At 39.7% G+C, this 26,037-nt stretch carries 27 protein-coding genes and 1 tRNA gene; 10 read left to right on the plus strand and 18 right to left on the minus strand.

The genetic code is table 11. From position 1 onward, the window contains the following. Positions 1–155: 155 nt before the first annotated feature. Positions 156–227: transfer RNA gene (locus tag G7B18_RS10595), tRNA-Arg, on the minus strand. A 198-nt stretch (positions 228–425) separates the two neighbouring features. On the opposite strand from G7B18_RS10595, the gene G7B18_RS10600 reads away from it, so the two are divergent. The 6 genes from G7B18_RS10600 to G7B18_RS10625 all read left to right on the plus strand — a co-directional run bounded on the left by G7B18_RS10600 (position 426) and on the right by G7B18_RS10625 (position 6,537). After that, on the plus strand, positions 426–1,058 hold the full coding sequence (locus tag G7B18_RS10600) for a peroxiredoxin (RefSeq protein ID WP_164109808.1): 633 nt from the start codon (positions 426–428) through the stop codon (positions 1,056–1,058). A gap of 63 nt (positions 1,059–1,121) precedes the next feature. Continuing rightward, positions 1,122–1,436: a thioredoxin family protein gene (locus G7B18_RS10605; protein WP_164109810.1), complete on the plus strand. Its 315-nt coding sequence runs from the start codon at positions 1,122–1,124 to the stop codon at positions 1,434–1,436. Continuing rightward, on the plus strand, positions 1,417–1,674 hold the full coding sequence (locus G7B18_RS10610; protein WP_021071025.1) for a DUF6952 family protein: 258 nt from the start codon (positions 1,417–1,419) through the stop codon (positions 1,672–1,674). Before G7B18_RS10605 ends, G7B18_RS10610 begins: the two co-directional genes overlap by 20 nt. 424 nt (positions 1,675–2,098) lie before the next feature. Further along, entirely contained in the window at positions 2,099–4,537 is a 2,439-nt protein-coding gene (locus G7B18_RS10615; RefSeq protein WP_240452830.1) for a PIG-L family deacetylase, read from the plus strand. 8 nt (positions 4,538–4,545) lie between these two features. Continuing rightward, positions 4,546–4,743 carry a hypothetical protein gene (locus G7B18_RS10620; protein ID WP_164109812.1) on the plus strand — a complete coding sequence of 66 codons (198 nt, stop codon included), beginning with the start codon at positions 4,546–4,548 and terminating at the stop codon, positions 4,741–4,743. 105 nt (positions 4,744–4,848) lie between these two features. Next, positions 4,849–6,537: a sodium:solute symporter gene (locus G7B18_RS10625; RefSeq protein WP_164122625.1), complete on the plus strand. Its 1,689-nt coding sequence runs from the start codon at positions 4,849–4,851 to the stop codon at positions 6,535–6,537. Positions 6,538–6,605: 68 nt separating this feature from the next. Here the strand turns inward: G7B18_RS10625 and G7B18_RS10630 are convergent, their stop codons facing one another. The 8 genes from G7B18_RS10630 to G7B18_RS10665 form a co-directional block, all read right to left on the minus strand. Then, on the minus strand, positions 6,606–7,436 hold the full coding sequence (locus tag G7B18_RS10630; RefSeq protein WP_164109814.1) for an N-acetylmuramoyl-L-alanine amidase: 831 nt from the start codon (positions 7,434–7,436) through the stop codon (positions 6,606–6,608). A gap of 83 nt (positions 7,437–7,519) precedes the next feature. Continuing rightward, positions 7,520–8,506, minus strand: coding sequence for a DUF3078 domain-containing protein (locus G7B18_RS10635; RefSeq protein ID WP_164109816.1), 987 nt, complete (start codon positions 8,504–8,506; stop codon positions 7,520–7,522). Between the two features lie 9 nt (positions 8,507–8,515). Next, complete coding sequence (locus G7B18_RS10640) at positions 8,516–9,223, minus strand: hypothetical protein (protein WP_164109818.1); 708 nt, start codon at positions 9,221–9,223, stop codon at positions 8,516–8,518. A 107-nt stretch (positions 9,224–9,330) separates the two neighbouring features. Continuing rightward, on the minus strand, positions 9,331–10,158 hold the full coding sequence (locus tag G7B18_RS10645) for a glucosaminidase domain-containing protein (RefSeq protein ID WP_164109821.1): 828 nt from the start codon (positions 10,156–10,158) through the stop codon (positions 9,331–9,333). A 25-nt stretch (positions 10,159–10,183) separates the two neighbouring features. After that, the gene (locus G7B18_RS10650) at positions 10,184–10,660 is read right to left on the minus strand and encodes a glucosaminidase domain-containing protein (RefSeq protein ID WP_240452831.1); all 477 of its coding nucleotides are present in this window, start codon (positions 10,658–10,660) and stop codon (positions 10,184–10,186) included. A 46-nt stretch (positions 10,661–10,706) separates the two neighbouring features. After that, positions 10,707–11,342 (minus strand): O-methyltransferase, encoded by a 636-nt coding sequence (locus G7B18_RS10655; protein WP_164109824.1) that lies wholly within the window; start codon positions 11,340–11,342, stop codon positions 10,707–10,709. A gap of 154 nt (positions 11,343–11,496) precedes the next feature. Next, positions 11,497–12,126 carry a GTP cyclohydrolase I FolE gene (folE, locus tag G7B18_RS10660; protein ID WP_164109826.1) on the minus strand — a complete coding sequence of 210 codons (630 nt, stop codon included), beginning with the start codon at positions 12,124–12,126 and terminating at the stop codon, positions 11,497–11,499. A gap of 22 nt (positions 12,127–12,148) precedes the next feature. Beyond that, positions 12,149–12,562 (minus strand): 6-pyruvoyl trahydropterin synthase family protein, encoded by a 414-nt coding sequence (locus G7B18_RS10665; protein ID WP_164109829.1) that lies wholly within the window; start codon positions 12,560–12,562, stop codon positions 12,149–12,151. 186 nt (positions 12,563–12,748) lie between these two features. Here G7B18_RS10665 and mqnB point away from each other — a divergent pair, with 186 nt between their 5' ends. From mqnB to G7B18_RS10680, 3 genes are all read left to right on the plus strand, one after another. After that, positions 12,749–13,360 carry a futalosine hydrolase gene (mqnB, locus tag G7B18_RS10670; protein WP_164109831.1) on the plus strand — a complete coding sequence of 204 codons (612 nt, stop codon included), beginning with the start codon at positions 12,749–12,751 and terminating at the stop codon, positions 13,358–13,360. A 246-nt stretch (positions 13,361–13,606) separates the two neighbouring features. After that, positions 13,607–14,593: a pyruvate dehydrogenase complex E1 component subunit beta gene (locus G7B18_RS10675; RefSeq protein WP_164109833.1), complete on the plus strand. Its 987-nt coding sequence runs from the start codon at positions 13,607–13,609 to the stop codon at positions 14,591–14,593. Positions 14,594–14,810: 217 nt separating this feature from the next. Beyond that, the gene (locus G7B18_RS10680) at positions 14,811–15,566 is read left to right on the plus strand and encodes a DUF6263 family protein (protein ID WP_164109835.1); all 756 of its coding nucleotides are present in this window, start codon (positions 14,811–14,813) and stop codon (positions 15,564–15,566) included. A gap of 58 nt (positions 15,567–15,624) precedes the next feature. On the opposite strand, the gene gcvH is transcribed toward G7B18_RS10680, so the two are convergent. Further along, a complete protein-coding gene (gcvH, locus tag G7B18_RS10685; RefSeq protein WP_164109837.1) occupies positions 15,625–16,005 on the minus strand; it encodes a glycine cleavage system protein GcvH in 381 nt (126 codons plus the stop codon). A gap of 72 nt (positions 16,006–16,077) precedes the next feature. On the opposite strand from gcvH, the gene G7B18_RS10690 reads away from it, so the two are divergent. Further along, positions 16,078–17,274, plus strand: a complete 1,197-nt coding sequence (locus G7B18_RS10690) for an anhydro-N-acetylmuramic acid kinase (RefSeq protein WP_164109839.1) — start codon at positions 16,078–16,080, stop codon at positions 17,272–17,274. On the opposite strand, the gene G7B18_RS10695 is transcribed toward G7B18_RS10690, so the two are convergent. The 8 genes from G7B18_RS10695 to G7B18_RS10730 form a co-directional block, all read right to left on the minus strand. After that, positions 17,271–17,939: a DUF2461 domain-containing protein gene (locus G7B18_RS10695; protein WP_164109841.1), complete on the minus strand. Its 669-nt coding sequence runs from the start codon at positions 17,937–17,939 to the stop codon at positions 17,271–17,273. The genes G7B18_RS10690 and G7B18_RS10695 overlap by 4 nt on opposite strands. Before the next feature lie 119 nt (positions 17,940–18,058). Then, the gene (locus G7B18_RS10700) at positions 18,059–18,859 is read right to left on the minus strand and encodes a phosphatidate cytidylyltransferase (protein WP_164122526.1); all 801 of its coding nucleotides are present in this window, start codon (positions 18,857–18,859) and stop codon (positions 18,059–18,061) included. After that, complete coding sequence (locus G7B18_RS10705) at positions 18,849–19,079, minus strand: putative signal transducing protein (RefSeq protein ID WP_164109846.1); 231 nt, start codon at positions 19,077–19,079, stop codon at positions 18,849–18,851. The genes G7B18_RS10700 and G7B18_RS10705 overlap by 11 nt, the downstream gene beginning before the upstream one ends. Further along, entirely contained in the window at positions 19,079–19,993 is a 915-nt protein-coding gene (locus tag G7B18_RS10710; RefSeq protein WP_164109848.1) for a CPBP family intramembrane glutamic endopeptidase, read from the minus strand. Before G7B18_RS10710 ends, G7B18_RS10705 begins: the two co-directional genes overlap by 1 nt. 60 nt (positions 19,994–20,053) lie before the next feature. Next, complete coding sequence (locus tag G7B18_RS10715) at positions 20,054–23,350, minus strand: S41 family peptidase (RefSeq protein WP_164122529.1); 3,297 nt, start codon at positions 23,348–23,350, stop codon at positions 20,054–20,056. Positions 23,351–23,619: 269 nt separating this feature from the next. Beyond that, on the minus strand, positions 23,620–24,354 hold the full coding sequence (locus tag G7B18_RS10720) for a zinc ribbon domain-containing protein (RefSeq protein ID WP_079645454.1): 735 nt from the start codon (positions 24,352–24,354) through the stop codon (positions 23,620–23,622). Beyond that, the gene (locus G7B18_RS10725) at positions 24,354–25,451 is read right to left on the minus strand and encodes a Nif3-like dinuclear metal center hexameric protein (RefSeq protein ID WP_164109852.1); all 1,098 of its coding nucleotides are present in this window, start codon (positions 25,449–25,451) and stop codon (positions 24,354–24,356) included. Before G7B18_RS10725 ends, G7B18_RS10720 begins: the two co-directional genes overlap by 1 nt. Before the next feature lie 11 nt (positions 25,452–25,462). Beyond that, positions 25,463–25,960 (minus strand): hypothetical protein, encoded by a 498-nt coding sequence (locus G7B18_RS10730; protein ID WP_205600187.1) that lies wholly within the window; start codon positions 25,958–25,960, stop codon positions 25,463–25,465. Positions 25,961–26,037 lie beyond the last annotated feature (77 nt).

A 26,037-nucleotide genomic window follows, 5' to 3' on the forward strand; every position in this document is an offset into this window, starting at 1 on the left:
CTAGAGCTTAAAAGTAAGCACAAGATAACGAAGATTTGTAGTTAAGCTTCAATATTAGTTACGAAAACGTTAGCGTTGATTGCAAGTTTTCTTTAGCATAGAGTCGGGATAAGTTGTCTATCTTAAAAATCTCTCTCTCCTATAATTTAAGTTAGTAGCCCCGAGCAGAATCGAACTGCTATCAAATGTTTAGGAAACATCTATTCTATCCGTTGAACTACGGGGCCAACTCTAGTTAAGGTACACAAAAGTATTATTATCCGAGCTTCTAAACAAGTGCTCTTTTTATTTTACATAAAACTATAGCTTTTAGCTATGAAATCAAGATAGAAAACATAGATTTTGATGATACCCAATAGGTATTTTCAATTTACTTTTGCCGTTATATTACGTACCTTTGTAGTACAAAAAAAGAAAGATACATTATGAGTTTTACAGGTAAGAATTTTCCGAGCATTACAGTAGATGCAATTGACTATTTAGGCGATTACATTTCAATCAACATTTTTGAAAAAGCACAAAAAGAAAACAAGAAAGTATTGTTATTCTGGTATCCAAAAGACTTTACATTTGTATGTCCTACAGAATTACACGCTTTCCAAGAAGCTCTTCCGGAATTCGAGAAACGTAATACAATCGTGATTGGCGCGTCATGCGACTCAAACGAAGTACACTTTGCGTGGTTAAACACAGCAAAAGATAATGGTGGTATTGAAGGTGTAGAATACCCTATCATCGCTGACACAAACCGCAACCTTTCTAGCGTATTAGGAATTTTAGAGATGAAAGAAGTGGAACACCCTGAATATGGTACACTTGTAGAAGGTTCTGCGGTGTCTTACCGTGCTACCTACTTGATCGATGAGACTGGGAAAGTATTCCACGAGTCGGTAAACGATATGCCTTTAGGACGTAACGTAAAAGAATATATCCGTCTGATCGACGCGTATACACACGTACAAAAGCATGGCGAAGTATGTCCTGCAAACTGGGAAGAAGGTAAAGAAGCAATGAATGCTACACGCGATGGTGTTGCTTCCTACTTATCGGCCAATTAAGAAATTTCAATCCTTCGAGAGGCGGATTTCTTCCGCCTCTCTTCTTTAAAATACAAAACGACTATGTTACAGGAATTAGAAAACGACACCTTACAGGAAGTTGTAAATAACAACAAAACTGTAATGGTACAATATGCAGCTTCTTGGTGTGGAAACTGCCGCATCATGAAGCCTAAATTTAAAAAATTGGCCATGGAGAATGAGGATGTGACTTTCATTGTTGTAGACGCAGAAAAAAATCCAGAATCAAGAAAATTGGCCAATGTAAACAATTTACCAACCTTTGCCGCGTTTAAAGATGGAAAATTGGTAAACCAGGTACAAACAAATAAAATAGAAGGACTAATTGATTTATTAAATGAAGTTACCAGTAATTAAGCACCTAACAGACTTTATAGAGCAAAACGATGCAGATTATGTCTTAGAAACTATCGAAACGCTAGAAGCCTTGACAGAAGTTTCTTCATTAAAAGACGAAGAGCTTGATGTTATTGGCGAGCTAATATCCAATATGTACGGAGCTATTGAAGTTGATAAGCTCATAAAAGAAGGAACGCCTAAAAAGGAAGCTTTAAATACCTTCATGCAACGTGTCCTAGGCTCCATAGACAAATAGCAGCCCTGTCTTGGGGAGATTAAAATCCTACTATTTCACAAAAGATATTATTCCATGTCGCTATTGTTTATAACTTTTGCGATGTGGAAAATTATTTTTCAACTTAGCGTTTACTATATTACGCTTTTATAGTACTTTTACTAGCGTTGAAAGGTTACACCCTAATTTGGGGGTCGTAAGACTATTTTAAGACTAAAGATTTTTAATTGTTGTAAAAAAAGAGCTAAATAAAATTTAGCTCTTTTTTTCTGAAGGTGTCTGTACTCAATGGACATCAAGAACTTTCATTTTTGATTGGTGAACCAAAGGAATCATGAAAGTTTTTTTTATAACAACCTTTGATCCCGCTAGTAGAGCAACGAATGTAACCAAAATGTCCCACAAATTCTATTGCACATAAAAATGGATTTATGTATGTTTAATCATGTATAAAAAAATACTCTTCTTATTTTTTTTCATCAGCACTCTCGTTATATCGGCGAAGTCTCAACATGGTAATATGCCAGCTAATGAAATCATGATCAGGCTTCAAAAACTTAACACATTAGGATCTGTATTATACTTTGCGGCACATCCCGATGATGAAAACACACGATTGATAGCATGGCTAGCACAAGAGCGAAAATACCGAACAGGATATCTGTCGCTAACCCGAGGCGACGGTGGACAGAATCTTATTGGGACGGAACAAGGAATAGATCTGGGACTAATCCGTACACAAGAGCTACTCGCAGCTCGATCGATCGATAAGGGAGAACAATTTTTCAGTTCGGCCTATGATTTTGGCTTCTCTAAAACATACACAGAGACTTTTGATTTTTGGGACAAAGAGACCGCCCTCCGGGAAGCTGTATGGATAATCCGCAAATTTAGACCGGATGTCATTATAAACAGATTTCCGCCAGATAAACGTGGTGGCCACGGTCATCATCAAGCTTCAGCAATACTGGCCCATGAAGCATATCTTGCGGCAGCTGATCCAAAATATTTTCCAGAACAGCTCGGAACTGTGGCTCCTTGGAGAGCGAAACGTCTGCTATGGAATACAGCTAATTTTGGGGGGATGAATAATACCTCTGAAGATCAGCTTAAAATAAACATCGGTGCATATAGTCCTCTTTTAGGCGAATCATACGGCGAAATAGCTGCACGCAGCAGGTCGCAGCACAAAAGTCAAGGATTTGGAGCGGCAACTTCACGCGGCAACAGTACCGAGTATTTTGAGCATGTAGCAGGCGATGAAGCAAAAGGAGACATTATGGAAGGCATCACGACCAGCTGGGATAGAATCCAAGGTAGTGCAGACATAGAACCATTGATAAAGCGCATTATTGCTGATTTTATCCCTACAGAGCCTGAACGAAGTATATCTAGTCTTTTTGAGCTCCGTGATCGGATACAACACATCAATGATAATTATTGGAAAGCACAAAAGATAAAAGAGATAGAAGACATTATTACTGCTTGCGCCGGTATATGGATTGACGTATCGACAAAAGCGGACCAGTATCCTCTTAACAAAGATTTTGATGTCTTGTTGGAGGTAATAGCACGACGTCCCAATCTTGCGGTAAAACTACTTAAAACCAGCTTGGGAGAAGTTCAGGAAAACCTAGCAACAAATGTTAACTGGTCCTTATCAAGACAATACAAATTTGCCCAAATAACTCAACCTTACTGGCTTTTAAAGGGACATTCCTTAGGTAAATTTGATGTCAACCCCGCTGATGTAGGATACCCTACCAATCCCAACCCTCCGAGTGTCACCTTTACATTTGAAATCAATGGCAAGATTCTGAGCAGAAATCAAGAGATACAATACCGGGTCGTGGATCCTGTGCGAGGCGAAATACACAGCCCTATAACCATAATACCGACGCTAACGGCAGAATTGTCTTCCTCCCTTTTACTAAGTACAAATATGGAACAGAAAACAATGGAGGTCACTTTCTATCGTCACGACGAAAGCCAAAACAATTTTGTTGTAGATATACCCCAACCTGAAGGTTGGCAAGTCTCTCCTAAACGTATCAATCTAGAATTCGGAAAAGAAAATAGCCTTGTCAAGCAGATTGCCGTAAAACCGGATAATTCAAACAGTGCTAGTGGTTCAATATCCTTCCAATGGAATGGTGAACTTCTGAAATCGATAAAAACAATAGATTATGACCATATCCCTCGGATCACCTGGTTTCCGTTGGCTACAGTGAGTTGTAAGAGCTTTGCGCTAACAAACCCGGTGAAAACTATAGGCTATCTCCCTGGTGCAGGAGATATGATCCCGCAATCGCTAAACGAGATAGGTATAGCGGTAACTCCTTTGAATAACCGTCCATTGTCGGCCTCTTCATTAAGCCAATACGACGCCGTCATAGTCGGTATCCGCTACTTCAACATCAATCCACAGGCTTCCTCTACACAGAAGCTACTTATGGACTACGTAAATCAAGGAGGTGTCGTGCTCGTGCAATATAATGTAAACACGAAGCTTTTTGCCGACCAGATAGGTCCCTATCCGTTCGCTATCTCGAGAGATAGGGTCACTGAAGAGCATGCAAAGGTCAACTATGATTCGAAAGACGTCGCCTTAACCTACCCGAATAAGATCTCAACGCTCGATTTTGATGCATGGGTACAAGAAAGAGGTCTTTACTTTGCCGATAAGATCGATAAAAGATACCGTACTCCACTACGGATTAACGATAAAGATGAAGAATCGAAAAACGGCTCACTCTTGATAACAAATTATGGAAAAGGCAAATTTGTATATACCTCCCTTTCCTTTTTCAGACAATTACCGGCCGGAGTTCCCGGAGCTTACAGATTATTTGTAAATTTGCTCGCAAAAGAAAAAGTAAATTAACATTATATATGGAAAATCAAGTAAACGATGTACAACCTCTTAACGTAAAAGGTTTAATTTTATTAATCGGATCTGTATTGGGCGCACTAACGGCTTTTGCTTCTTGCGGATCATTTTTAAGTCTTATTGGGGGGCTAGTAGGCGGGTTTATTTTCGCAGTTTTCTTCAATACAGTGCTTTTACCACAAAAACCTCATGACAGATAAGGGACTCCCTCCTTTAGTACGTAGTTGGCGCCAGTTCTATTGGATATTGGTGATCTGGCTATTGTTATGTATTGTATTTATGTATTTATTTACGGTGCATTACTCATGAGTCCTATCGATTGGATAGTACTTTTCTCTACCCTGCTTTTGATTATCACCTACGGTATATTCAAAAGCAGGAATATTCGTAACATAGACGGCTATTTATTAGGCGATCGCGAATTGCCTTGGTACAATGTGGGGCTCTCTGTAATGGCTACGCAGGCCAGTGCAATCACTTTCCTATCCGCACCAGGCTTGGCTTACACCTCGGGAATGAGCTTTGTCCAATTCTACTTTGGACTGCCTTTAGCCATGATTGTGCTCTGTATTACTTTTGTCCCTATCTTTCATCGGCTTCGGGTATTTACCGCTTACGAATTCCTTGAAAAGCGATTTGACATCAAGACGAGAGCATTAACGGCTTTCCTATTTCTTATCCAACGTGGCATATCTACCGGGATTACTATTTTTGCCCCATCCATAATACTATCTACTATTTTGCATATTGATGTTACCTATACCACTTTGGTCATGGGAAGCGTGGTGGTACTCTATACAGTATATGGGGGGACCAAGGCTGTATCTTATACGCAGTTACTGCAAATGGGAATCATATTTGCAGGGCTTCTAGCGGCTGGTTTTATGGTTATCCGACTTCTCCCGGAGGATATTGGATTCCGTGAGGCGCTACATATTGCAGGTAAATCGGGTAAAACCAATGCTATTGATTTCACGTTCGATTTAAACAACCAATATACCGTATGGACAGGCTTGATCGGAGGTTTTTTCCTTCAATTGTCTTACTTTGGGACGGATCAAAGTCAGGTCGGGAGGTATCTAACAGGGTCTTCTATCCGTGATAGCAGAATGGGACTTCTGATGAATGGATTGTTAAAGGTACCCATGCAGTTTTGCATTTTATTGATTGGGGTATTGGTATTTGCGTACTATCAGTATCATACCCCACCTTTATTTTTCAACTCGATAGAGACCAAAAAACTGGAAAACAGCAGCTATAAGGCTGAATATATGGATCTGTTGCAGCAACAGGAATCTCTCGGCGAAAAAAAATCGCAAACAATCCACGAACTTACGAAAGCGCTATCGCATAATGACAAAGCAGGAATAGAACGCAAAGGCGAAGAGTTGAATGCGCTAAACACAGCGTCAACATCACTAAGGGAAGACGTAATCAAACTCATCAAGAAAAATGATGAACACGCCGATGTAAATGACAATAACTATATCTTTTTATCGTTTGTGACCTCCACCTTTCCAAAGGGCTTTATCGGTCTGCTGATAGCGATCATCATGCTTGCCTCGATGGGCGCTACCGCCAGTGCAATAAACTCGCTCGCTTCGACGACCGTAATCGACATCTATAAGCGATTTATCAATAAGCAGGGTTCTGAGCGCACTTACTTAAAGGCTTCGCGTCTCTTTACGCTGGGCTGGGGCATATTCACGGTAATTATTGCACTATATGCCAATAAGCTTGGTAATCTTTTGGAGGCAGTTAATATATTAGGCTCTTTATTTTACGGTACTATCTTAGGAATATTCCTTGTTGCCTTCTACTTCAAGAAAATCGGAGGGAAAGCCGTATTTTGGTCTGCTATAATTACCGAAGTTATAATCATTGGTATTTGGAAAGCGGATATAGTAGCTTTCCTATGGCTCAACCTTATTGGGTGTATACTTGTTATTTTATTTGGATATTTACTACAGCAAGGAATAAAGAACAATGATTGATGGTTAATGGTTTATTAATAGAGACCATTCATTCTCAAATCTCTCATCTCTTAACTCAAATCTAATTCCTAATAATACTTACGGTACAGATCATAAAGTACAGCTTGATCATGCGCTGTCAGCACTCCATTTACTTCCTTGACAATATACTTGCGCTTAAATGCGCGGATTGCCCCTTCGGGGTTACGCATATCATATCCCATGATCTTCAGCGCGTCAATAGGGTTAAAATTCGCTGGGGGCGACATCAAATAATCTTCATTATACCAGATACCAAAGCCGTTTTGCGCCAATGACTTCCATGGGAACAAAACATTGGGATCGTCTTTTCGCATAGGGGCGATATCTGCATGACCTATAAAATTGAGCTGAGGTATAAGATATTTTGTCTTCAATGTATCCAAAAGGATGAGTAAGGCGTTGATCTGAACATCTGGAAACGGCTCCTTGCCATTGTTGTCTAATTCGATCCCGATAGATACTGAATTTAGATCATCAATGTTTCCCCACTTGGATTTACCGGCGTGCCAGGCACGATCATAATCATTAAGCATCTGGATAAGCTGTCCCGTCTTACTGATGACATAATGTGCGCTAACTTTGGAATGTGGAACCTGAAATGTCCGAACGGTCTGAGCGACACTATTCTGCGCGGTGTGGTGTATAATGACAAAATTTGGCTTACGAAGATCGTAATGTATCGCAGCGGCCCAATCGGCACCTTTGTACACACCAGTTCGTTTTTGTTCAATGATCCGTTCCTCGGGTGTTAACTCTCGGGGGACCTGAACAAGTGAGCTGTCCATTGCATTGTCTATAACCAATTTGGGTGCTTCAATTATTTTCGCTACCGTATCTAGCTTTACCTGATCTATGCTAGAGACGGTCCTTGGCGACATCAAGGTCTTCTTTGATGTACCGCAGCCCACAAGTCCGAATAAGCATATCCCAATAACAACACCCCTCAACCGCATATCAATTCCTATCTTGGCAATGCGTATATAACCCCCAATGTCAGCGCCTGACTATACTGCACCTTTGACGATTCATCTGAATTATAAACAAGAATACCAGTAAGGCCTACGTTAACCAAACTCGTTACTTTAGCACTTAATGTTGCATCTAAACGGTGATCCGGATCCGAAATATCTTTATAATCTGCAAATAAGTTATAACGAGCTTTCAGATTAAGATTTTGAGATAGGTTACGATCTAAATTAGCTGTCACCTGAAAAGCGAGGTCATTTTTAAATTTTTTCCCCGGCTCAACACCGTAGACAGGTTTAGTTGCTTCTATCGGCGGAGCAATTCTTTTATCTGCAATAATAGTCTGCCGAGCAGTACCTGTACCCAATCGTAATGAAAATGTCTTATCTGGTTTATATTCGAAACCGAATGACTCTGTAAAATATCCCGGCGCCAAAAATGCGGAGACCGTATCGGTAATATTTTCTCCCTTTGCATCGTACTTATAACCTATATCAAATTGAGATTCGAAAGTAAATGAAAAATAAAGCGCCCAAGTATCCGTAAACTTGTAGGCTAGCTTATTATCCCAAAAAAGCCTATCCAAATTTTTCTTAGCCAACTGATCTTTATTCCAGATTTTCCCATATTTGAAATCAAATTCGGTAACAAAATTGAATCGATCTTTATTATAATCAGACTTATGCCAAAACGTACCTCCTATAGCGACAGAATTTACCCCTCCCGCATTCCAGTTTTCACTAAACGATGCTTGATTTGCATTTATACCAAATTTGGTCCAATGCTTCCAATAATCCACTTCTAATCCGAGCTTAGGTATCGGAACATTAATTTGTTTGATCTGAAGGCCTTTTGCTGTATCTGCAGTCAATTTTTCGGTATTAGGTTTCTCTCTCAGGTCCTTTAGATTTGCTTGAGAAAACACCTTCGCGCTGACGGACAGCAGCACAATGCTTAAAAACAAGGGTAAACGTTTCATCATAGACTATAACTAATCGTTGTTACTAATATCAATTTTATTCAAATCTGGTAAAGGCTTAATATAAGGCACATATTTAAAGTACTCATACTTCGACTTTATATAACTTACCAGTTGATAATGTGTTGCCAAAGATACAAAATCATACGAAGGTCTGTACCTTACCATAAAATTGTCTAGCGGTTCGCCTTCTAATCCTATAACCGACTTGACTAACTCTTTAGAAAAACGCATATCGACAATATTTTCCTGATATTCCCTTTCAAAATACCTGGTCAACCGCCTCGCATTTTTCGCTTCTTTACTGAAGAGGCTATAAATCGCATTAATACTCAGACCTGCACCTGTCGGCCCTACGCTTAGGTAACTCCCTGGATCGGCCAATTTATAGGCTTTATCATAGTCCCTTCGACGTTCTGCTAAAATTTGCTCCGGTGTCTTACGCCCAAGAACCGTTACAGGATCTATATAAATAGAAGTTTTCTTTAAATTAAAAATCAACACGCTTTGACCTTCATAAGTCAAGGTATCGCTAAAATACTGCTCTCTTTGCGCGATAATCTGATCGCCGGGAGACATATCTAAAGCAAACTCTCCTCTTGAATTATTAAAGATATTTGCGCCGCTGGTCTTATTAATCATCAATACACGACCAATCCGCTGCTTCGTATCCTTATCAAAAATCAGGCCCTCCACCTTTTGCTGCGAATAAGTCGGCATACAAAAAGAAAGAAAAAACAATAATGATATTATGTTTAGATTGGCATTCACAACCGTAAAGCTACATTATTACCAACAAAACGCCATATTTTTAACAAGTTTTAATATCACTTGGTAATTACCAAAAGCTGCCCTATAGCGATCTCATCTCCAGAAAGACCGTTCAATTGTCTTATTTGATCAATTGTAACATTGTATTGACGACTAATACTGTATAATGTCTGTTGAGGTTTTACTTCGTGAATAATCATCGCAACCGGTGATTTTATCTGTTCCGGTTTAGCAATAGGCTCTGACTCTACTTTCGTTTCAATAGCATGTACAACCTGCTCTTCTCTTCTTTCCTTTTCGACATAGGTCTCTGCCCGATCATATTGATATAGAGCATATCTTTCTATCAGGTCAATAAGTAAATCTGGATAACGCGGATTAGTCGCATAACCCGCCTCTTTTAGACCTTTGGCCCAGCCTCTATAATCATCTTTGTCAAGCGCAAACAACTTCTCATAGCGCTTACGTAATAAAAATTGGGAATGATCCTTAAACGACTGTTCGGGATTGTCGTAAACACGGAAACAGTCATTCGGGTTATCATCAGCCCTTCTTACACTTTTTCCGGTCCAGACGCCACCACACTTTATTCCAAAGTGATTATTCGCTTCGCGGGCTAAATAAGAGTTTCCATTGCCCGATTCTAAAAGTGCTTGCGCTAATTTAATACTCGCGGGAATCCCGTATTGATTCATCTCTCGGATAGCGATCCCTTTATACTGTTCAATATACGACAGACCTGTACTAGAGACCCCTCCTTTGGAAGGTGTTTTTTTTGAGCCATAAGAACTGGATGAATTGGGATTGGACAACACTGTGCCTCTTTTTGAAGCACAAGAGCTCAACAGTCCTAAGAGGACAAAAAGCAAAAAAACAGATCTCATCAAAAAACAAAAAGTATATAATGTATTATTTTACATCCAGATCATCCAGATCATAACGATCGATAGTCCCCAGAACCTTGCGACTCCAGTCGCGGGTTGCTGAATATCCCGACCGTGCAATTCCTTTGACCCAAGCGCTGTAATCTAACGGAGAATACTTATCAAATAATCCCTGCGTTGATTTCCTCCGCTGCAGTAAATCTACAAAATCATGGTAAGATGCCAAAACAGATTCATAGCCTTTGTAGGCAGACCTGATGGTCTTACTATTGTTTTTTCCCTTAATTCCGAAATGATTGTTCAAGTTTGTTGCAATTCGGCTATTACCATAGGCACTTTCATGAATAGCGATTGCTAAGATCACAGATGCTGGCACACCTGTTTCGCGCATGAGTTGCTGTGCAACGCTCTTGTGCTGCTCGATGTAACTTGAAGGACTAAATTTCTTTTGTCCTAACAGTGTCGTTACAGAAGCAAAACACAATACTAGTATTAGCAACATTTTGCTGCATAAACATTTTTGCATTTTCTACTTTTTAGTTCAACAATTACTTTTTGCGCAATACAAAAAGCCCGTCTCTAATCGGCAAAATCAACTTTTCTACACGGTTGTCTTTTGCCAGGGTAGCATTTAATTCCAAAACCTGTTTTGTCTGGCTATCTGGATTCTCTTCAAAAACCTTTCCTTTCCACAAAACATTGTCTATCAAAATCACTCCCCCTGAAGGAACACGATCTATTAACATCTCGTAATAAACCAAATTCCTTTTTTTATCGGCATCGATAAAAACTAAATCAAATTCTCCTGCGATGGCAGGTATCACTTCAAAGGCATCCCCAATGTGATATTCTATGTGAGCAGCGTATGCAGACCGCTGAAAATAACCAGAGACTCGCTCTTCCTGCTCTTCATTAATATCTATGGTATGTAAGATACCGTCTTCTTTTAACCCTTCTGCTAAACATAACGTTGCATAACCTGTAAAAGTACCTATCTCTAAAATTTTTCGGGGAGACAGCATCTTACTGATCATGGACAGTACCCTTCCTTGGTAATGACCAGACAACATATGCGGCATTGTTTCTTTTAGATACGTCTCTCTGTTTATCGTACGGAGCAACGAATTCTCTTCGTCACAAGTACCTTCTAAATAACCACTTACCCGTTCTTCATTTTGAAACATAACTGCAAATCTACGGAACTAATTCAAAAAAAAAACTTTTTTTACGCCTCCACATAGACATCCGGATGATAAAAGGGTTTAATAAATAACTAAAAAAGCCCTGTTTCCTATCGAAAAACAGAGCTTTTTTTGAATTCTAAAACCAGATTATTGATTAATCTAATGAGGCTGTAATTAACCTTAAGAACTCAGATCTTGTAACATCATTTTGAAATTCACCGGTAAAAGCCGACGTTGTCGTCACTGAACTTTGCTTCTGAACACCACGCATAGCCATACACATGTGCTTACACTCCATCACTACGGCTACGCCGGCAGGATTCAATGTTTCTTGAATACAGTCCCTAATTTCATTAGTCAATCGTTCCTGGACTTGTAAACGTCTAGCGAAGGCATCTACAATACGTGGAATCTTACTCAATCCTACGATATGTCCGTTAGGAATATAAGCGATGTGTGCTTTCCCAAAAAAGGGTAACATATGGTGTTCACACATCGAATACACTTCTATATCTTTAACAACTACCATCTGGCTATAATCTTCTTCAAACATCGCGCTACGTAATACTTCTGCAGCATCAACATCGTAGCCATGTGTTAAGTATTGTAAAGCCTTAGCCACCCGTTCTGGAGTTTTGATCAAACCTTCCCGATTAGGGTCTTCACCTATGGCAGATAGAATATCGTTGTAGTGTGAGGCTATACGGTCTACCTGCTCTACATCATACTGTTCTACTTTTTTATAGCGATCCAATTCTTCATTGAAATCCGTAGAATTACTCATTTTAGCTAATTATTTTATGTGATTAATCGCCGAAATACTCGACGGAATTATTTTCTGTTTCGTATAGCTTTACGCTATGTAACTGAACCTGCTCTTGTTCAAAATGAGGCTTCAATACTTTAAATATCTCCATAGCGATCACTTCTGTGGAAGCCATTTTACCCTGCATAAAATCGACATCTAAATTTATATTCTTATGATCCATTGGAGTAATGATGTAGGTATTTATAATACGCTTCATCAACTTCAGGTCGATCAAAAACCCAGTTTCTGGATTTACCTCTCCTTTTACCGTAACATACAATTCGTAATTGTGCCCATGCCAATTGGGGTTTGAACAATAACCAAAAATGGCTTCGTTTTTCTCTTCCGACCAATCTTCGCGATGCAGCTTATGGGCGGCACAGAATCGCTCTCGCCTTGTAATGTATATCATATACGCAAACTTAGATAAAAATGCTTTGATAAACAATCCTATATATCCCATTTGTACAGCATAAAGCTTATTACACACACAGTCCCTATTATTGGGTGTTTTTTATGACAATAATATCACGCAAAAAACTCTATTTTAGCAACTACAAAGCAAAGTATACCTGCATTAAAGTTAAAACACAGAAAAATGAAACCTCTAGTCGTCGCCGCTACCGAAGGGGAAATTGCCCCGAGTTTGGACTTACTATCGCAGTTACAGATCCCTTATTTAATTACGGGGGTCGGAATGACAGCTACCGCATACCAGCTGGGAAAGAGGATCACGCAGTCCCGCCCTGATTACATCTTAAATATTGGAATAGCGGGTTCATTCTCTAAGGATATTGCTTTAGGAAGCGTAGTCAACATTGTAGAAGACCATTTTTCGGAACTCGGAGCAGAAGATGCGGAGCAGTTTCTCTCTTTGGAAGATCTTGGGTTTGGCAACAGTATGTTCCGTTCTTCACCCCCTCCAAATATTACGATCTCCCTCCCACAAGAAACAGCGATCACCGTCAATATGGTACATGGACATACTCCATCAATTCATGTCCTGAAAAAAAGATTTCCCGGAGCAACAATTGAAAGTATGGAAGGTGCGGCCGTGCTTTTCGTCGCTACCGAAGAAGGCTTACCTTGTCTTCAAATACGTGCTATATCTAATTATGTCGAAAAGCGAAACAGGGATAATTGGGAAATACCGCTAGCAATCCAAAATATAAACAAATGGCTGCAAGATTTTCTAATACAAAACAAATAACCCAGGCAAAGTACACGAATGGGGACAGCAACATTACCTATCGCACGTGTGAAATATCCATATAATGTAAGCCGCGCAAATACGGATTAACACGAAGTAGTGCGCACACTAAAAAAACGTGCGTAATATCGCTTGGATACGCAAGCTACCAGATCGCCTCTAAAAGGCAGTTTATATGCATATGAAATATCATTATTAAATAGTATTTTTGCATATCAAAGGTTAATTAAAACGATTTCAAAACTAATGAGAGAAATTCAATTCAGAGAAGCGCTTCGTGAAGCAATGAACGAAGAAATGCGTAAAGATGAAACTATATTTTTAATGGGCGAAGAGGTTGCAGAGTATAACGGTGCTTACAAAGTGAGCCAAGGTATGCTAGACGAATTTGGCCCAAAACGTATTATTGACACTCCTATTGCTGAATTAGGTTTTGCAGGTATCGCTGTCGGAGCCGCAACACATGGCTTGAAGCCAATTGTGGAATTCATGACATTCAACTTCTCATTAGTTGCAATAGATCAGATCATCAATTCAGCAGCAAAAATCCGTCAAATGTCCGGTGGTCAGCTTTCTTGTCCGATTGTATTTCGTGGCCCTACAGGTAATGCAGGACAGTTGGCAGCACAACACTCTCAAAACTTTGAGAACTGGTATGCGAACACACCAGGATTAAAAGTAGTAGTTCCTTCCAACCCTTATGATGCAAAAGGTTTATTAAAATCATCCATCATCGATCCAGATCCGGTTATCTTCATGGAGTCTGAAGTCATGTATGGCGATAAAGGAATGGTACCTGAAGAAGAATACTATCTTCCTATCGGAAAAGCTAATATCATACAAGAAGGAACTGACGTAACGGTTGTTTCTTTTGGAAAAATGTTACCAAGAGTGGTAATCCCTGCGGTAGCAGAGTTAGAAAAAGAAGGTGTTAGTGTAGAATTAATTGATTTACGTTCTGTACGTCCTATTGATTACAAAACAGTAGTTGACTCTGTTAAGAAAACGAATAGATTAGTTATTGTTGAAGAAGCATGGCCATTGGCCTCTATCTCTTCCGAGATTTCTTTCCATGTTCAGAAAAATGCTTTTGATTACTTAGATGCTCCTGTATTGCGTGTAACATCTGCAGACGTTCCTTTGGCATATGCACCTACTTTGGTAGAAGCGACTTTACCAAGCGTGGCAAAAGTGATTAATGCAGTAAAAGAGGTAACTTATAGTAAAAAATAATTTGTACAAAATATACAAATCAAAGGAGTCCTAAAGGACTCCTTTTTTTATACCCTATAATATGGAGCAATAATCTGAATAAAAAGAGTTATTTTAACATAATCATTGCTAAACGCTGTAACAAAAAGCTTGGTTCGACGACATATCATAGTCCGAGTATTCAACAGATTTTTGTTATACCTAGTAAGACTTATACACAATCAACAATTAGAACTATATGAACAGACTTTTCACTACATTATTCATTGCTGCTACAATCACGCTAAGCGCACAGGCACAAGAGAAGATCACCTTTAGGTTAAACCCAGAAAAAGGAAAGGTCATCCCCATTGAAATGATTATGAAGTCGGATATTGAAGGTGCGCAAAACATGATCATGGATATGACTATGCGCATGAATATGACAGCAACAGAAGTTACGGAATCATCGGCGAAGTACGAAGCTAAGTATACCCAGGTCAAGACCGATATCAATGCCGGAATAGTTACTATCTCTTATGACTCTTCCAAAGAACCTTCCAACCAGATGGAGGAAATGATGTCTACACAGCTGAAACCTCTCTTGGAGAATAAGCTTAGTATCACAATGGACAAAAACGCCAAGGTATTGGAAATGGATTTTCCGAATGTTCCGGCAGAGGCCTTTGATCGATCTAGCATTCAGGGAATGTCCGTTGCCTTTCCGGATAAACCTTTATCTATCGGAGACTCTTGGGAAAATGAAATCAGCTTGGCACAATTAGGAGCAAAAGGAAAGAATGTAAATACCTTTGCAGAGAAGACCGCCGATGGCTATAAGATTAATGTGACAGGTACTTATACCGACAACGCGGGCACTAGTATTGGAACATCTACAGGTTACTATATCCTAGACCCCAACACCTTTTTTACCAAACACTCTGTTGTCAACACTACCATTGAAGTACAAGGAAATAAGATATCTTCCAGCATAGAACTAAAAGAAATAAAATAACAGAAAAGTCCCTCCTAGGAGGGACTTTTCTGTTATTTTATATACGCAACATTATAGACTAAGCGTTAATTTCAGATTTATAAGCATCTGCTGTCAACAAGGCATCTATGTCTGCTGGATTCGTTAATTTTACGCGGATGATCCAACCTTCACCGTATGGATCAGAGTTCACTAATTCAGGAGAGGCATCAATTGCATCATTCACGGCCAAAACTGTTGAGTTTACGGGCATAAACAAATCAGACACAGTCTTTACTGCTTCGATAGTACCAAACACTTCATTCGCAGTCACCTCTTCCCCTACAGTGTTAATATCAACAAAAACAATATCACCCAACTCGCGTTGAGCAAAGTCTGTAATACCGATTACGGCTTCATCGCCTTCTACACGAACCCATTCATGATCCTTTGTGTATTTCAATTCTGTTGGAAAATTCATTTTTTGTTCTTTTTTTCAAAAATATCATTAACAATTGACATTACCAAAAGCGATTATATGTATTTTTAGAATATGAACAGCCAAATTGCAAAGCTTTACGAAATAAGCCGAAAGGAAAGTCGGTTAATCATTGGTCTTATGTCTGGAACCTCTTTAGATGGTCTCGATATTGCACTCTGCAAAATTCGAGGGAGTGGCTTTGACACTGAATTGGATATTCTTCATTTTGAAACATTACCTTATGAAGACCAGTTCAGAACATATATCCGAAAGATCTTTGCAAAGACTGAAATAAACCAACAAGATCTCTGCGGCATCAACCCTTATGTGGCGATTACGCACTCGAAACTTATCAATCAAGCGTTAACCCAGTGGGGAATTGATACAATGGAAGTTGATCTGATAGCCAGTCATGGACAAACTGTATATCATGCTCCTCAAATACTAACGAAGGACTATAATCTCCCAAACAGCACACTTCAGATCGGAGACGGGGACCACATAGCTGTTCACACCGGAATCATTACCTTATCCGACTTCCGACAGAAACATATTGCGGCAGGAGGAGAAGGAGCTCCTTTAGCAGCCTATGGTGATTTCCTTTTATTCACTGATACAACTGAAACTCGAATATTACTCAATATCGGAGGCATTTCGAATTTCACTTTCCTTCCCAACAAAGGTTCATCGAGCCAAGGATTTGCAAGCGACCTCGGTCCTGGAAATACGATGATGAATCAATATATGTTTAAAAACTTCGGTGTAGAAATGGATGCAAACGCGATGAAGGCGCAGTCAGGAAAGGTCAATGACAGGCTACTTCTTCATTTGTTAAAAGAAGATTTCTTAGATCTAGCTTTTCCAAAGACAACAGGTCCAGAACTCTTCAACCTCAGCTATCTCCAAAGAAAAATAGAGGAAGCAAATTTAGACAAGCTGTCTCACGAAGACATCATGGCTACACTCAATATGTTCTCTGCCAAAGCTATCGTTCAAGGAATTAGGAAGGTGTCCACAGGCCTAGATAATATCGCCGTATATGTAAGTGGCGGAGGCATACATAATCCTCTTTTGATGAAAAATATCCGTACCGAATTGCAGACTGTAAAAGTCGCTTCAATGGATGAGATAGAAATGAATCCTGATGCCAAAGAAGCCTGTCTGTTTGCCATATTGGCAAATGAAACTGTTGCAGGAAGCCCCGATCATGTTTCTTGGCTAAAAGACTCGCCCGCTGTATGCATGGGTAAAGTTAGTTTCCCCTACTAAAGCTCTACATCGATTGCTTCTTGAATGAATTTCTTAAGGGGATAAATTCTTTTGCAAAACCCTATAACCTGCTGTAGAGCATCTGCTTGGGTGAGATCCTCATTTGCTAGTGATTGATGGATGATAAAGCTTTTCAGCTTGAGAACTTCAATATTCGGATCTTCTGACGAATATCCTGCGGGAGGTCTACTAAGCTTGTCTTCTTGGGAAAGATCAGAAATCTTCCATTGGCCATTTTGCAACGCCTCCTCCAGCGCTTTATAATTATAATCAATCTCTTGTCGGATCGCATCAAGATGTTCCTTTTTAGGGCGCCAATATCCAGCAGCTATAAACGAATTCTGAGGTTCAATATGAATGTAGTACTCCGGGCCCTCAAGCTTCCTGCCATCTATAGAGATACCGGCTGCAAGCCAAGACTTATAAGGAGATTTATCTTTAGAAAAACGTACATCTCTATAAATCCTAAACATACATTTAGCTGCTTTAATATCCGTATTGATCAATGGATCGAACTTTGACAACTCGGCAATCATTGCTTCGATGAATAACTTTACATTCTGCAAAGCCTCATCGTAATGATCTTTATGTTCCTGAAACCACTCTCTTGAATTATTTGCTTTAAGTCCCGAAAGAAAATCGATTGTTGTTGCTGAAATATTCATATGTAGATAATTATCTTAGACGAGCTCGCAAGCTCGGTTTGACTTTTAATGGTCATATGGAATATCCAAAGTATATTATGCACGTTTTTGTGCAGTTCTGCTACATGGATATTTCATAACTATTGTATCATTAACAGAAACAAAAACACCAAAGGAGCAGCCATCAACAGACCATCGAAACGATCTAAAAACCCACCATGTCCCGGCAAAATATTACCCGAATCCTTTACCCCCAAACTACGCTTTAACATAGACTCTACCAAGTCACCTAACGTGCCGAATACACCTATAATCAACGCCATAGATGCCCACTCCCATTTAGCTAAGGAGCCAAAATACTGCTCCAGGTTGAAGGCAATAGCCATAGCAAATACAACTCCACCGATAAAACCTTCCCAGGTTTTATTAGGAGATATCCGCTCAAACAACTTACGCTTACCAAAGCTTCGACCAGCAAGGTAAGCACCTGTATCATTAGACCAAAGGATCAACAAGAAACCAAGAGGAATATAATAGTTAAAAGTTCCTTTCACAAAGCCCAATGCCACAAAAAACAAAAATGGGATCCCTGCATAAATAATCCCTAACAAGGTATATGCAATATCATTAAATGGAAATAAACGCTTTTGGAATAAAGCGGCAATAAACAATGCCGAGAAAAAAGGAACAAATAACCAAACTTTGATAAAAGGGATCAACCCTATGCAATGCAAACCTACAAGGCCGGCCAAGATTGCCATAGCAAGAAGACCTAATACCACCATCGGTTTTACTTCTTCTCTACGGACTATACCGTAAAATTCAAATAGACACCAAAGTCCGATCAAGGAAAAAAAACATACAAAAACAGCTTGCCCTAATAGATGGGCTCCAATCAATACTGCTATAAAAAAGAAACCTGTAATTGCTCTAGTTAACATCGTCTCCTACTGTATTAGCTCCTTCACCAGCTTCAATTAACTTCAATGCTTGCTCCTCCAAGTCCTCATGGACATACAGTTCTATCCTGCCGAACAAATAAGAAGAATCCTGCTTATTCATCGCGACAGACGGTATTTCATTTTCCACCAGCATCTGCTTCACGATCTCTGCTTCGATAGCACTACTGTATATCTTAATCTTTTTCCAACCCTTCTCCATTATACTTCTTTATTTTTTGAAATTTTATAAAACCATACGCCCAACAATATTGTTAGCATCAAGCTGCCAATATACACAAATATTGTATAGCTCTCGTATGTTTGCAAATCGGCATATGTCTTCCCTTGTCGTGTATAAACAAAGGCTATTACAGCAACAGTGGCATTATTAACAAAATGTGCCAATATAGGAATCCAGATATTCTGCGTCCAAACAAACATATATCCAAAAAATACACCTAAGAGCATACGCGGAAAAAAACCAAAAAACTGTACATGTATAGCGCTGAAAACAAGAGCTGACACCCATACGGTAAGGTGATAGTTTTTTGTCAATCGCTGGATCATATGCATCAAGGATCCACGGAAATAATATTCTTCTGCGATAGCAGGCATCGCCGCCATGACAATGATATTGGCAACTAGGAACTCCCAACTATCGACCATAACTATCCGCTCTGTCAATACAGCCATGCTATCTTCCTGCGTTCGCATCCACACTTCTATTTTATTCCAACTCTCAGGTAATGTCATCGTCATGTTTGCTTCGCCAATTAATTGCATGATAGGACCAAAAGCAAATAACAACGCAGCAGCAACAACATATGGCAACCAGACCCTTTTATTCTCAGTGGGAAAATAATTAAAATAGGGTTCAAGTCTCTGCAACACAAGGGCAGGTAATAAAAAGGTTCCGAAAGAACTGGAAACCAATAGGGCGTATAAAAAAAAAGGGCGATCAGCAAAAGAAGATAAATCTCCTCCACTGTCTAATATTTCTCCCCCCCACCCATTTGAAAAGACACCAAGGATAAGCACTAATAACTGGACAACAACACTACATCCTAGTGTAAGTCCCAATAAAATCACGAAAGAGCTCCATGGTCCATTGGGTTTACCAACATATTGATTCATGGGCTAAAGTTACTTATTATTTAGAATAAGAAAAGGGGGCTAGGCCCCCTTTTATAACTTTTAATTAGCACGGTTTGGATCCGCTGGCTTTTTGACTTCTTGATATGGATAAGTCTTGATCTCATCTAGAAGAATCTTAACTGTTCTCTCTAACTGAGGATCTCTTCCTTCCAATAGATCCTTTGGCATTTGTTCGACAAAAACATCAGGTGCAACACCTTCATTTTCGATAATATAGTTACCCTTCAGATCGTATACTCCAAAATTGGGAGAGGTAATGCTACCACCGTCCAATAGTGGCGGATAGCCCGAAATACCAACCAATATCCCCATTGTCGTACGACCGACAAGCTTACCTAATCCTTTGAAACGGAACATATAAGGCATCATGTCTCCTCCAGAACCTGCATTTTCATTAATGATCATTGCCTTTGGTCCATAAATACCATTTCCAGGTGTTGTAAATGATCTTCCATCACGTATACCCCAGCCAGCGATAAGCTCTCTAGACAATAAATCAATGACGTAATCTGCAACAGAACCGCCTCCGTTGTTACGCTCGTCCAACAAAAGTGCCTTTTTGTCCATCTGTGAGAAATAATATCTATTAAAATTAGTATACCCCTCTTGGCCCGTGTTCGGCATGTAGACGTAGGCAATCTGCCCATTACTTAATTGGTCTACTTTTTTACGATTCGTTTCGACCCAATCCATACGGCGCAATTCAATCTCATTCGCAAATGAAATAGGTCTCACGATAACCTCTTTAGCGCCGTCAAAAGAAGGCTTCGTGTTGATTTTCAAAACAACTTGTTTGCCTACTCTATTTTCCAATAGCTTGTATATACTTACAGCCGACGTAAGCTTTACCCCATCTACTGCGACAATATAGTTCCCCTCTTTAATATTTAATCCAGGCTCGGCCAATGGTGCCTTAAAGGAAGGATTCCAATCTAAACGGGTGAAGATTTTGTTGATCTTATAGTATCCATCTACTTGCTCTAAGTCGGCACCTAATGCTCCTGTACTCACGGATGGTGATGATGGCTGATCTCCGGGGTAAATATATGCGTGCCCCACGACCAACTCGCCCATCATCTCATTCAATAGGTATCCTAAATCTGAACGGTGATTGACGTAAGGTAAAAATTTCTCGTATTTCACCTTTACAGCATCCCAATTTGCGCCGTGCATATTTTCTACGTAGAAAAACTCTTTCTGCATCGACCACACCTCATTGAATACTTGCTTCCATTCGGCAGCAGGATCTACTTCGAATTTAAAGTTATCGATATTAACCTTTCCTGAACCTGGCGCTGGCTTTTGCCCCGCTGCAACGATAAAATAATCCCTGCCGGTTGTGTACATCATCTTTTTGCCATCTGCACTGATACGGAATCCCCGCGCATTCTCTACAAGGGCTTTATCCTCCATTTTGGAGAGATCGAAAGCCCCAATAGTACCTCCCCTCTGGTAGGTCAGCGTATTTTCGACACTGCCATCCAATCTGTAGAAGTTGGCCGGAAGCGGTAAAGCCACAATACGATTATTAATATCACCAAAATCTACTTCCAACTTCTTCTCTACCGGTTTTGCGGCCGGCTTTGACTCTTTTTTAGTTTCTGGTTTTTTCTTATCTTTCTTATCAGCGACCTTCTCTTCTTTTTTAGGTTCTTCTACTTTATCTTCTTTTACTGTTTCCTCATCACTCTCGTTTTTAAGTAATGACGGTGTTTTTTTGGATAAGATAAATGCATAGACATTATACTGTGGATTGCGCTCGTAGGCAGACATATGTAGACCAGAGTTCGTCAGCCCTGTATTCGTACTTGCGGTAAAGAAAAGATATTTCCCATCCTTACTAAAAGTAGGTTGTGCAGCGGCACTCATACCATCTGTAATCTGATGTGTCTGTTTGGTCTTCAAGTTATACATAAATACAGCGCGGACACCATTGTTAAGACTCTTTACGTAAGAAATCCAATTGGAATCAAACGACCAAGATGGTTCAAAATGGTTACGTGTACGCCCGGTAATAGAAGCCAATTTATCAGAATCTACCAACACCACATTCTTTGTAACGATATCGACATAATATAGATTTAAATGGGCATCATTGAAGAATAGCTTTTTACTATCTGGCGACCATGTGGGTTCAAAAAAGAATAAACCAGTACCTAAGTTGATATAAGTCGGTTCATCTACGGCCTTTTGGTCACGGAGGACAAGCTGATACTTACCGCTTTTGTCCGAAAGATAGGAAACCCATTTTCCATTTGGAGACCAAGAAGGGAATCGTTCATGACTACCAACGGAATTAGAAATATTTCTCGCATCGCCTTTTTCCTTAGGAACTGAAACAATTTCACCTCGGCTCTCAAACAATGCACGTTGTCCTGTAGGAGAAATATCAAAGTTGCGGATATCATCTCTGAGATCTACATACTTTGATCTCTTGAACATAGGATCTGCTGTTACGGCGATATTCAACGCATTCACCTTATTTGATCCTAAATCAAGAATATGGATTCTTCCAGCATACTCGAATGTAAGTTCTTTGCCCACACCCTGCAAGGTACGAACATCGTAATCATTGTAATTTGTAAGCTTCTCTACCTTTTTCGATTTGGTGTCGTAGCTATAGATATTTACAATCTTATCTCTATCGGATAAGAAGTAAATTTTCGACCCCAACCATACCGGCCTTACATCATTACAGTTTTCACCTGGGATCACTTCTGTATTTTTAGTTTTGGTATCGAAGATCCATATAGACGGCATACCTCCTCCACGATAACGCTTGAAGGCCACACGATCCCGCTCTGTCGGATCAGCGTTTTTGATATATGCCCAGTACCGACCATCATCAGACGGTGTTCCTTGATATGCTTCAGGCATCATCAACGGCGTAGAGTTCTCTGCGGCAATTCCTGTTTTGTATAATCGAGACCCCAGTGAGTACTGAAACTCACGTGTTGCCTGAAAATACACTTCATTGTTATTCAACCATCCCCTCACCAAATCCGCTGTCGGGTGAAACGTGATACGCTTTGGCTCACCACCTTCTACAGGAATAGTATATACATCTGTATTTCCGTCATAATTACCTGTAAAAGCAATTTGCTTACCATCAGGAGAAAACATGGGGTTCATTTCGACTCCAGGATTGGTGGTTAGTCGACGTGGATTCTGCCCGCTTTTATCGGCAATCCAAATATCCCCACCATAGACAAATGTGACATGTGTCTTGCTAATGCTGGGATTACGCAACAGCAATGTTTCCTGTTGAGCATGAGCCGCAGACAGGCTACCGACAGCCAGGACTACGCTCAGTAAATTAGAGACTTTTTTTAACATAAAGATATTTTCAAGGTTATTGAACGACAAAGATATTTGATTTTATAGGAAGAAAAAGAGTTATATCCAAGTTGTTGCAATAAGATGTAAAATACCTCTCTATCAGAAACACTTCTCTAGAGTCTGCCCAGCTGGCGGATGACAGATGAAAATCAAACTGGGGCCGTTGAAAAGGCAGCCCCATGAAATAATTATACACATATGAAATAAACAAAAAAAAGGCTGTCCAAAATGAACAGCCTCTAATATTGTCTTGTAATTGACCACGATTAATCTTCAGATGCGATCTCTTCGTCAACGATAATACGTCCACAGTGCTCGCAGATGATAATTTTCTTGCGTTGACGAATCTCTGATTGCAACTGCGCAGGAATCTTATTATGACATCCAGAACAACTATCACGTTCGATAGAAACTACAGCCAATCCGTTACGGTAAGAGCTGCGAAGTTTATTGTAAACCTTCAAAAGGCGCTCTTCGTTCTTACCAGCAGCGGTATCCGCTTTCTTCACCAACGCTTCTTCTTCAATCTGCGTCTCCGATGTGATTGTTTCTAATTCTTGTTTTTTAACATCAAGTTCTCCTTTAGAGTAATCTAAATTCCCTTTTGTCTTTTCGTAAGCTTCTGTTTTATTTTTAATTTCAAACTCAGCTTCTTTGATACGTTTTTCACAAACTTGAATTTCTAGGCCTTGAATCTCAATCTCTTTGGATATCGCATCATACTCACGATTGTTCTTAACCTCATTCAATTGACCTTCGTATTTTTTGATTGCAGACTGTGCATCTTTAATCATATTTTTACGTTTTACAATTGAATCCTCTAAGTCGTCTAGGTCAATACGGATCTTTTCAAGACGCGTTTCTAACCCAGCCAATTCATCCTCCAAGTCGGCAACCTCTATAGGTAGCTCGCCACGTACTTGACGAATCTTATCTATCTTTGTGTGGATCGATTGCAATGCCCACAATGCTTGTAATTTTTGTTCTACGGTTTGTTCCATTAACTGTAGTATTTTATAGGATTTGTATCTATTTCTGTCAATAGAACAGCAAAGTTAACAAATTTTTTCTGAATAATCTCCAACAATAATTCTTGCGTAAATTGTTCGGATTCGAAATGCCCGATATCCGCAATTATTAGATCTCCCTCAGCGTCAAAAAATTCATGATATTTATAATCTGCAGTGACAAAAAGATCAGCTCCTGATCGCTTAGCCTCATTTAACAGAAACCCACCTGCACCACCACAAACCGCTATACGCTCAATCGGCTGGCTCAACAGTTTGGTATGGCGAATTACATTTAGTTTTAGTCGATCTTTCAAATAGGGCAGAATGTCTGCTGTTGCTATAGGCTCAGATAAGTTACCAATTACTCCAGATCCCACTTGCTGTAGATTATTTTCCAACGCTACGATGTGATAGGCGACCTCTTCGTAAGGGTGTACTGCCAACATGGCGACCACGATACCACGTTCTGCTGGCGCTGGAAAAACAACTTCAATCTTAGTCTCTTCTACCCGCTCTTGCACACCGACTTCCCCTATGGCAGGTTTCGCTCCATCTAAAGGCCTGAACGTACCATATCCTGCAGTATTATAGCTGCATTGGTCGTAGTCGCCTATGCTTCCGGCACCTGCTTCAAATAGTGCTTGACGAACCTGTTCGACATGAACTCGAGGGACATACACAACTAGTTTTTTCAGCAACCCCGATTTCGGACTTAGTATAGCTTGGTCTATTAAGCCCAATTTGTCCGCTATTTTGGAACTGACACCGCCAGTTACATTATCCAGATTTGTATGTATAGCATACAGTGCAATGTTATTTTTTATTGCTTTTATCACCGTTCGCTCTACATAATTCTTATTATTGAATTTTTTCAGTCCTTTAAAAACAATGGGGTGATGTGAAATAATCAGGTTACACCCTTTGGCCATTGCCTCATCGACAACTTCCTCTGTACAATCTAGTGCTATCAATGCCTTATTAACCTCGTCATCCGGATGCCCGACAATTAGACCAGAATTGTCATACGATTCTTGATAAGAGAGAGGAGCTATCTGTTCAAGATATTGTGTTATTTCTTTTAGCTTCATACGATTCGCATTTATAGATTTTCTTCCTTCTGAAAATCTTCATCATCGGTTTTAGTATCATCCCGATATTCAAAAGGCTGCTTTAATAGCTTTTTATACTCATATATTTTAAACCAATACAACACAAAACCTACAAAGGCAATAATGGAAGCCATAAATCCGACAAAGGCCGGTAGTGGAATATTACTAACCATATAGCCTCCTGCATACATATACCCCTGCTTCTGTGTGGGGTCTTCTTCTACAGCGACCTGCCGATCATAAAACTCATTATTGAGGGAGTCGGTAAGTCTGCGAACAACCACAAAATTCCAATAAATATTAAAGAAGGGCAAGGCAACAAACCAGGCTTGGCTTGGCAATAGGCACCTGTTTTCTTTTTTAATCAAATTTAAAGTCGTCCGTATCGTATTTGCAAACAGAATCCAGACAAACAACTGGATAAAGAATGCTACCACCAAATAAGGAACGAGTTTTTGAAAATCAGGATTTTGTAAGAGTTCTTCCATTTATTATTTTTTCACCGCTTCCTACCCCCCTTCAGTCAATCTGAAGCGAGCACAAAACGTGTTTAATTTATTTTTAA

The sequence above is a fragment of the Sphingobacterium sp. xlx-130 genome, assembly GCF_011007405.1.
GTDB classification, from domain to species: Bacteria; Bacteroidota; Bacteroidia; order Sphingobacteriales; family Sphingobacteriaceae; genus Sphingobacterium; species Sphingobacterium luzhongxinii.

Excerpts from the sequence above, each read along its gene's own strand:
- G7B18_RS10705 (WP_164109846.1), bottom strand. The coding sequence starts at position 19,079 with ATGGAGAAGGGTTGGAAAAAGATTAAGATATACAGTAGTGCTATCGAA.
- G7B18_RS10640 (WP_164109818.1), bottom strand. The coding sequence starts at position 9,223 with ATGCCGACTTATTCGCAGCAAAAGGTGGAGGGCCTGATTTTTGATAAG.
- mqnB (WP_164109831.1), top strand. The coding sequence starts at position 12,749 with ATGAAACCTCTAGTCGTCGCCGCTACCGAAGGGGAAATTGCCCCGAGT.
- G7B18_RS10625 (WP_164122625.1), top strand. The coding sequence starts at position 4,849 with ATGAGTCCTATCGATTGGATAGTACTTTTCTCTACCCTGCTTTTGATT.
- G7B18_RS10690 (WP_164109839.1), top strand. The coding sequence starts at position 16,078 with ATGAACAGCCAAATTGCAAAGCTTTACGAAATAAGCCGAAAGGAAAGT.
- G7B18_RS10650 (WP_240452831.1), bottom strand. The coding sequence starts at position 10,660 with ATGTTGCTAATACTAGTATTGTGTTTTGCTTCTGTAACGACACTGTTA.
- G7B18_RS10665 (WP_164109829.1), bottom strand. The coding sequence starts at position 12,562 with ATGATATACATTACAAGGCGAGAGCGATTCTGTGCCGCCCATAAGCTG.
- G7B18_RS10700 (WP_164122526.1), bottom strand. The coding sequence starts at position 18,859 with ATGTTAACTAGAGCAATTACAGGTTTCTTTTTTATAGCAGTATTGATT.
- G7B18_RS10605 (WP_164109810.1), top strand. The coding sequence starts at position 1,122 with ATGTTACAGGAATTAGAAAACGACACCTTACAGGAAGTTGTAAATAAC.
- gcvH (WP_164109837.1), bottom strand. The coding sequence starts at position 16,005 with ATGAATTTTCCAACAGAATTGAAATACACAAAGGATCATGAATGGGTT.
- G7B18_RS10620 (WP_164109812.1), top strand. The coding sequence starts at position 4,546 with ATGGAAAATCAAGTAAACGATGTACAACCTCTTAACGTAAAAGGTTTA.
- G7B18_RS10610 (WP_021071025.1), top strand. The coding sequence starts at position 1,417 with ATGAAGTTACCAGTAATTAAGCACCTAACAGACTTTATAGAGCAAAAC.
- G7B18_RS10695 (WP_164109841.1), bottom strand. The coding sequence starts at position 17,939 with ATGAATATTTCAGCAACAACAATCGATTTTCTTTCGGGACTTAAAGCA.
- G7B18_RS10600 (WP_164109808.1), top strand. The coding sequence starts at position 426 with ATGAGTTTTACAGGTAAGAATTTTCCGAGCATTACAGTAGATGCAATT.
- G7B18_RS10710 (WP_164109848.1), bottom strand. The coding sequence starts at position 19,993 with ATGAATCAATATGTTGGTAAACCCAATGGACCATGGAGCTCTTTCGTG.
- G7B18_RS10655 (WP_164109824.1), bottom strand. The coding sequence starts at position 11,342 with ATGTTTCAAAATGAAGAACGGGTAAGTGGTTATTTAGAAGGTACTTGT.
- G7B18_RS10630 (WP_164109814.1), bottom strand. The coding sequence starts at position 7,436 with ATGTCGCCAAGGACCGTCTCTAGCATAGATCAGGTAAAGCTAGATACG.
- G7B18_RS10715 (WP_164122529.1), bottom strand. The coding sequence starts at position 23,350 with ATGTTAAAAAAAGTCTCTAATTTACTGAGCGTAGTCCTGGCTGTCGGT.
- G7B18_RS10680 (WP_164109835.1), top strand. The coding sequence starts at position 14,811 with ATGAACAGACTTTTCACTACATTATTCATTGCTGCTACAATCACGCTA.
- G7B18_RS10635 (WP_164109816.1), bottom strand. The coding sequence starts at position 8,506 with ATGATGAAACGTTTACCCTTGTTTTTAAGCATTGTGCTGCTGTCCGTC.
- G7B18_RS10615 (WP_240452830.1), top strand. The coding sequence starts at position 2,099 with ATGTATAAAAAAATACTCTTCTTATTTTTTTTCATCAGCACTCTCGTT.
- G7B18_RS10725 (WP_164109852.1), bottom strand. The coding sequence starts at position 25,451 with ATGAAGCTAAAAGAAATAACACAATATCTTGAACAGATAGCTCCTCTC.
- folE (WP_164109826.1), bottom strand. The coding sequence starts at position 12,126 with ATGAGTAATTCTACGGATTTCAATGAAGAATTGGATCGCTATAAAAAA.
- G7B18_RS10675 (WP_164109833.1), top strand. The coding sequence starts at position 13,607 with ATGAGAGAAATTCAATTCAGAGAAGCGCTTCGTGAAGCAATGAACGAA.
- G7B18_RS10720 (WP_079645454.1), bottom strand. The coding sequence starts at position 24,354 with ATGGAACAAACCGTAGAACAAAAATTACAAGCATTGTGGGCATTGCAA.
- G7B18_RS10730 (WP_205600187.1), bottom strand. The coding sequence starts at position 25,960 with ATGGAAGAACTCTTACAAAATCCTGATTTTCAAAAACTCGTTCCTTAT.
- G7B18_RS10645 (WP_164109821.1), bottom strand. The coding sequence starts at position 10,158 with ATGAGATCTGTTTTTTTGCTTTTTGTCCTCTTAGGACTGTTGAGCTCT.